This is a genomic window from Azoarcus sp. L1K30 (assembly GCF_018122735.1).
In the GTDB taxonomy this organism is placed as follows: domain Bacteria; phylum Pseudomonadota; class Gammaproteobacteria; order Burkholderiales; family Rhodocyclaceae; genus Parazoarcus.
Genome location: NZ_JAGRRD010000001.1, coordinates 1925183 through 1931650, shown reverse-complemented (window position 1 = coordinate 1931650; position 6468 = coordinate 1925183). Strand labels below are relative to the sequence as shown.

The window sequence follows — 6468 nt, the reverse complement described above, 5'->3', positions numbered from 1 at the left end:
CTTCAGCGGACTACACCGCAATGAACAGGTGAGTTTGCCGGGTGCTTACACAATACGTCGGTAAGCACTCGGTAAAGTCACCTGTGAATTGACCTGTCTCGATTTGTTGACCTGCCTCGATTCTTCGGACCACGGGTTACTTGAGACGAATGGCCTCGTGGTCGTTGCCTGACTGGTGCTGAACGTACTGCGCCGGGGTCAGGTATCCCAGCGCAGAATGCGGTCGTACTTCGTTGTAATGGCGGCGCCACTGCTCGATGACGACGCGTGCCTCAAGGCGGTTGCGAAAGTATTCCATGGATAGGCACTCGTCGCGGAACTTGCCGTTAAAGCTCTCGTCGGTGCCGTTTTGCCATGGCTTGCCCAGCTGCGACAGCGCCATTTTCAATCCCTCATCGGTCGCCCACTGGAGCAACCGCGTCGAGACGAACTCCGGGCCGTTGTCCGAGCGCAATGCCTTCGGCGCTCCGCGCTCGCTGATCAAGCGGCTCAAGACCTCGATGACGCGCTCCGAGCGGATGCTGCCCGCAACGTCGATCGCCAGCGCCTCGCGGGTGTGCTCATCAATCACGGTCAGGCATTTGAGTTGCTGGCCGTTGGCGCAGGTATCGAACACGAAGTCGTAAGCCCAAATCCCGTTCGCCTCCGATGCGCGCTCGACCTGATCGCGCTGACTGGCCACCCGACGGCGCGGTCGCTTGCGCGGCACCTGCAAGCCCGCCTTCTGCCACAGCCGCCAGGTGCGGCCGATGCTCAGCCGATGCCCGGCGCGACGAAGAAAGATGCGGATGCGTCGGTAGCCGTAGCGCGGGTACTGCGCTGCCAACCGCCTCATCTCGCCAATCAGCGGGCGATCACGCTCATCGAGCCGCGACACATAGCCCAGCGCCGAACGCGACACGCACAACAAGGCGCACGCGCGACGCTGCGAAACGCCTCGCTTCACTGCGTAAAGCACCTGCGCTCGGCGTGCGCAGGTGCTCACCACTTTTTTGCCGTGATCTCCTTCATCACGTCGATCTCCAGATCCCGCTCGGCCAGCATCTTCTTGAGCCGCGCGTTCTCGGCCTCCAGCTGCCGCAGTCGCTTGACCTCGTCCGAGTTCATGGCGCCAAAGCGCTTGCGCCAGGTGTAGATCGTCTGCTCGCTCACCCCGTGCTTCTTCGAGACCTCCGCGACCGGCAAACGACCGGCCTCCCGAAGGATCTTCACCATCTGTTCTTCTGTAAAACGGCTCTTGCGCATGGCTTCCTCTTCTTCTTGGAAGCCATCCTCTCAAGTTTCAGATGGTGCGAAAGCCCCGGAGCAGGTCAGCGTCATGGTGATCAGCATCAAACAAGTCAGGCGATGAGATCCTGCAGGCGAAAGCGGGCAATCTTGGCGATCTCTTCGAGGCAAGCGAGATGCTCGGTTGTGCGATCGTTTTGCAGTCGGGTTTCGATTGCGTCCATGATCTGATACCGCGACAGACCCTTTACTGCGATGACAAAAGGGAAGCCCATCTTCTGGCGGTAGTCAGCATTCAGCCTGCGTAATCGCGCAAGTTCATCGGCAGAGCATTGGTCCAGGCCGGCGCCTTTCTGCTCCCCGGTAGACGCCTTCGTCAGCCGGCCGCTGCTAGCCTCCTTTCCTGCGAGTTCGGGGTGGGCACAAATCAGCGCGAGTTGTTCCTGTGCCGGTGCCGAGTCGACGGCGGCGACCATCGCGGCATGCAGCTCATCGATACTGGAAAAGGGGCGCTCGTCCCAAGCACGCTCCGCAACCCAGGGGGAGTGCTCGAAGACCCCCCCAAGGCGCCGGACGAATGCCTCCTTGCCAAGAGAGGACAGTGACTTGATGTTATCCCGCATGGTGGTAGAAGACATGGAGAGAGGCCCTATCGCGGATTTGCACGTCCGGTTTCATCATCCTTTCCGGCACGTAGCAGTCTACGATGCTTCTCCGTTCCTCAGCGCGCGGCAAGCTAATAAACCTTATACGCGCTTGTATATTACTGATCATCAGGAGCCTTGCACGGAACCGGGAAGGTGCTGGTGCCCAGGCATGCAGCCGCATCTGGCGCCCGCGCGATTGCACCGACGCGCAGGGTGAAAATCGGCGTCCTGATGAGCCTGTGTGGAGCGGATCCCCTTGTTCGACAACGCGCTCAGGCTGCTGCAGGCGCGAGTCTCACCGGGTCTTCACGAATCGGCAGATTGACAACGGCGGCCATTGCGGCGAGGGCCATGTCCGCATACCACATCCAGGAGTAGTCGCCGAAGCGTGTCAGGCTCAAGCCGCCCAGCCACGCACCGAGAAAGCCACCAACCTGATGCGATAGCAGCGTGAGTCCGAACAGGGTCGCCAGATAGCGCACGCCAAAGAGCTTGCCAACGATGGTGGCCGTAGGGGGCACCGTGGCCAGCCAAGTGAAGCCGAGTCCGGCCGCAAACGCATAGAAGGTCCACTCCGACTTCGGTAGCACGAGGTAGAGCGCAATGAGCAGGGCGCGCGAGCCATACATCGCTGCCAGTACATGCTTGCTACGGAATCGTGAGATGCAGGAGCCGGCATAAAGGCTACCAAAAATGTTCGCCAGGCCAATGATGGCCAGCGACCAACTGGCAACCGTCGGCGGCAGGCCGCACAAGTCCACCTCGCCAGGGAGATGGGTGACGAGGAATGCGATGTGAAAACCGCAGGTGAAGAAGCCCGCATGCAGCAGGATATAGCTGCGGTCCCCGATGGCATTGCGGATCGCTCTGAGGGCGCCGGTTTCTTCTTCATGGGGGTGGGAAGCGGGCTGTTGCGCACTCGTCAGTTTTCCCACCAGTGGCAGCGCAAGCAGCGTGATGACGGCCATTGACCACATTGCACCCATCCAGCCGGTCAACTGGATCAGCTTTTGCAGCACGGGCGCAAAGACGAACTGACCGAAGGAGCCGCCCGCATTGATGACCCCCGATGCTGCACCACGACTTTCGAGCGGAAGCCGCTGGGTGGCGGCGCCGATCAGTACCGAGAAACTGCCGGCTCCGGAACCCATGGCCGAGAACAGGCCCAGCGACACGATGAGGCCGAAACCCGTCTCCATGAATGGCGTCAGGGCGCTGCCCGCCGCCAGGGCGATCAGACCGGCGATGAGCACTGCGCGGGGACCGTAGCGATCTGCCGCAGCGCCGGCGATTGGCTGGATTGCGCCCCAGGTGAATTGTCCGATGGCGAGGGCGAAACTGATGGTCGCGATGCCCAGGCCGGTCGACGTGTTCATGGGGCTGATGAACAGGCCCTGCGACTGGCGGATTCCCATGGTGATGGCGAGGATGCCGGCAGCGGCCAGCGTGACGGCGAAAACATCCGGCCTTCTGAGGGTGCGGAACATGGCGTGCCTGATTGACTTGTAATTTGGGGACGGTCGAAGGATAGTTTCCGGAATCAGTGCGAGAAAGTCCATAATTGGATGCATCACGTCAACGGATAATTGACAATGAAGTGGCTTGCCAGTTGGGATGGTTTCGTCAGGGTGGTGGAGGGCGGCAGCATGGCCGCGGCCGCGCGCAATCTTGGCTGCACCCGCGCACAGGTCAGCAAGCAGGTTGGTGATCTCGAGCGTGCTTTCGGCGTTCGCCTGTTCGAGCGCTCGACCCGAAAGCTGATCCTGACGCCGGCTGGCGAAACATTCTTGCAGCATGCGCTGCGCGCGCTTGAAGCGATCGAGACCACGGAGGTTGCGGTAAAGAACCTGGGTGAGATTCCACGCGGCGTGCTCAGGGTGAGCGCGACAGTCACTTTCGGGCGAAAATTCATCGCACCGCTCATTCCCGATATTCTTGCGCGTTATCCCGAGCTTGAATGCGAACTGATCCTGAGTGATGAGATGGTTGATCTGCTTGACGACAACATCGACCTCAGCCTGCGCATGACCAAGGCACCACCAGAGGATGCCGTGGCGCGCAAGGTGGTCGAGTTGCGTCGGGTGATCTGCGCCTCACCTGCATACCTCGCGCGCCATGGTGTGCCGGAGGGGCCGCAGGACCTCATGCATCATCAATGCTTCAGCTATGTGCTTCGCGACGGTCGAATATGGCACCTCCTCGATCGCCAGGGCAATGAAGTCAGTATTCCCGTGCGCAGCCGTTTGCAATACAACAGTCAGGATTGCATTCTCCAGGCCGTACTCGATGACCATGGCATTGCCATTCTGCCGACCTATCTGTGTAGCGAAGAGCTGGCAACGGGCAGGCTGCAGGCAGTGCTGGCGGATCATGAGCCCAATATCGTGTTCGGGCGCAATGTGTACGCGTGCTATACGCCGAGCCGGGTGCGTGTGCCAAAAGTCAGGGTGTTTCTCGAAGCGCTCGAGCGTCAGTTCAGTCCATTGCCGCCTTGGGAACGCGTGAGCCTGGGCGAGCAGGCCATCCGGAGCTGAGCGCAGGGGGCCCCCCGCGGCCGAGGCATACGCTCGCCCTGTGCGAGGATGACGTTAGCGCGGCGTACCGCTATGGGCGGTGAATACGTCGCCGTCGAAAGCGAGCCAGCTTGCTTCGCCGTGCCAGTCCGACAGCACCCAGCGCGCGCAATCATGGTTGCCGACGCGGTGAACGTGGCGAGCAGGGCGGTGTGTATGGCCGTGGATCAGCTCCGGGTAAGCGTAAGCGTGGAGCAAGTCTTCGACGGCCTGGGCATTGACGTCCATGATCGTCATCGGTTTGTCCTGCTTGGCGGCCTCGCTCTGCTGGCGCAGGCTGTCGATGAAAGCTTTGCGTGTGGTTAGTGGTTGCGCCAGGAAGGCGGCTTGCCAGGCCGGGTCTCGCACCTGCTTGCGATAGGCCTGATAGGCCCGGTCGTCGGTGCACAGCATGTCACCGTGGCTGAGCAGCACGCGCAGACCACGCAGGTTCACGAGTGTCGGGTCGGGCAACAGTCGCAGCGCGGCAGCATGTGCAAAGTCACGACCGGCCAGCAGGTCGCGATTGCCCGTCATGAAGAAGACCTCGACACCGGCAGCGGACAGCTCGCGCAACGCGTCACAGACGCGGCTGTTGAAGGGGGCACCGACGTCGTCATCGCCTGCCCAGTACTCGAACAGGTCGCCGAGAATGAACAGGCTGCCGGCTGAGCGCGCCGGCCCCCTCAGGAATTCGAAAAACGCCGAGACCGTCTCCCGCTGCTCTGCCGCGAGGTGAAGGTCCGAAATGAAGAATGCCGGAAGTGTCGGGTGCACGGCTTCCGGCATTGTGTGCGCTTGCCCGTCGCTGGTGGCGGGCATGTCGGCACGGGAATCAGACAATTTCGGCGCGCTCGATGATCACGTCTTCCTTGGGGACATCCTGGTGGAAACCGCTGGAGCCCGTCTTGACCAGACGGATCTTGTCGACCACATCCATGCCGTCAGTCACATGACCGAACACACAGTAGCCCCAGCCCTGAAGATCGGGAGAGCGATAGTTGAGGAAGTCGTTGTCGGCGAGGTTGATGAAGAACTGCGCCGAGGCCGAGTGCGGGGCCTGGGTGCGCGCCATGGCAATCGTGCCCCGATTGTTCTTGAGGCCGTTGTCGGCTTCGTTCTTGATGGTGTCGCGGGTGGCCTTCTGCTTCATGCCGGGCTCGAAGCCGCCGCCCTGAATCATGAAACCGTCGATGACGCGATGAAACACGGTGTTGTCGTAGTGCCCTGCCTCGACATAGGCAAGAAAGTTCTCGACCGTGACCGGCGCCTTTTCCGCGTCGAGTTCAAGCGTGATGACGCCGTGATTGGTGTGGAGTTTGACTGCCATGGTGTTCTCCTGTGGCCTATTTTGCGGGAGCCGGCGTGTCGTTGATGACGCGCGCCGATTCGATGGTGACCGGTGTGACCGGTACGTTCTGGTGGAGGCCAGCGTTTGCCGTCGGCACCTTGGCGATCTTCTCGACGACATCCATGCCGGTGACCACTTTGCCGAATACGGCATAGCCCCAGCCGTCACGCGAAGGGTAATCGAGGAAGGTGTTGGGCACGAGATTGATGAAGAATTGAGAAGACGCCGAGTGCGGATCCGAGGTGCGTGCCATGGCAAGCGTGCCGGGCAGATTCTTGAGGCCGTTTCTGGCTTCGTTCTCGATCGGCGGGCGGGTGGGCTTCTGCGTCATTTGGGCGTCGAATCCGCCGCCCTGGATCATGAAGCCGTCAATGACGCGATGAAACACCGTGCCGTCATAGTGACCGTCCTTCACGTACTGAACGAAGTTTGCGGCAGATTTCGGCGCCTTGTCAGCGTTGAGTTCGACGACGATGTTCCCAAGGCTGGTCTTGAGCTCGACCATCGGATTGGCCGCGAGCGCCTGAATGGTGCAGCCAATCAATCCAATCAGTGCGAACGCCAATTTTTTCATACGGTCTCCGGGGTGGGGGTCGGGTCTGGCCCGGGGGCGGCCATGTTTGCAGGTGCGCCGTGCCCTGTCATGCCGCACGAGCACGCGGGTGCTGGCGAAATTCCGGTGCTATGCACC

The 6468-nt window shown here is 61.2% G+C and carries 7 protein-coding genes; 1 reads left to right on the top strand and 6 read right to left on the bottom strand.

Features of this window, described 5'->3' with window-relative positions; genetic code table 11:
• Positions 1-136 precede the first annotated feature (136 nt).
• The 3 genes from J5J83_RS08770 to J5J83_RS08760 form a co-directional block, all read right to left on the bottom strand.
• A protein-coding gene (locus J5J83_RS08770) for an IS3 family transposase (protein ID WP_212348008.1) occupies positions 137-1245 on the bottom strand; the annotation gives its coding sequence in 2 pieces (ribosomal slippage) (positions 137-999 and positions 999-1245; 1110 coding nt in all).
• 95 nt (positions 1246-1340) lie between these two features.
• On the bottom strand, positions 1341-1865 hold the full coding sequence (uraD, locus tag J5J83_RS08765) for a 2-oxo-4-hydroxy-4-carboxy-5-ureidoimidazoline decarboxylase (protein WP_212348005.1): 525 nt from the start codon (positions 1863-1865) through the stop codon (positions 1341-1343).
• A 281-nt stretch (positions 1866-2146) separates the two neighbouring features.
• Positions 2147-3361, bottom strand: coding sequence for an MFS transporter (locus tag J5J83_RS08760; protein WP_212348002.1), 1215 nt, complete (start codon positions 3359-3361; stop codon positions 2147-2149).
• Positions 3362-3466: 105 nt separating this feature from the next.
• On the opposite strand from J5J83_RS08760, the gene J5J83_RS08755 reads away from it, so the two are divergent.
• Positions 3467-4408, top strand: a complete 942-nt coding sequence (locus J5J83_RS08755; RefSeq protein WP_212347999.1) for a LysR family transcriptional regulator — start codon at positions 3467-3469, stop codon at positions 4406-4408.
• A gap of 54 nt (positions 4409-4462) precedes the next feature.
• Here the strand turns inward: J5J83_RS08755 and J5J83_RS08750 are convergent, their stop codons facing one another.
• The 3 genes from J5J83_RS08750 to J5J83_RS08740 are packed head-to-tail and all read right to left on the bottom strand — an operon-like array spanning position 4463 to position 6351.
• Positions 4463-5215: a UDP-2,3-diacylglucosamine diphosphatase gene (locus J5J83_RS08750; protein ID WP_212352907.1), complete on the bottom strand. Its 753-nt coding sequence runs from the start codon at positions 5213-5215 to the stop codon at positions 4463-4465.
• 46 nt (positions 5216-5261) lie between these two features.
• The gene (locus tag J5J83_RS08745; RefSeq protein ID WP_212347996.1) at positions 5262-5756 is read right to left on the bottom strand and encodes a peptidylprolyl isomerase; all 495 of its coding nucleotides are present in this window, start codon (positions 5754-5756) and stop codon (positions 5262-5264) included.
• A 16-nt stretch (positions 5757-5772) separates the two neighbouring features.
• On the bottom strand, positions 5773-6351 hold the full coding sequence (locus J5J83_RS08740; protein WP_212347993.1) for a peptidylprolyl isomerase: 579 nt from the start codon (positions 6349-6351) through the stop codon (positions 5773-5775).
• Positions 6352-6468: the final 117 nt, after the last annotated feature.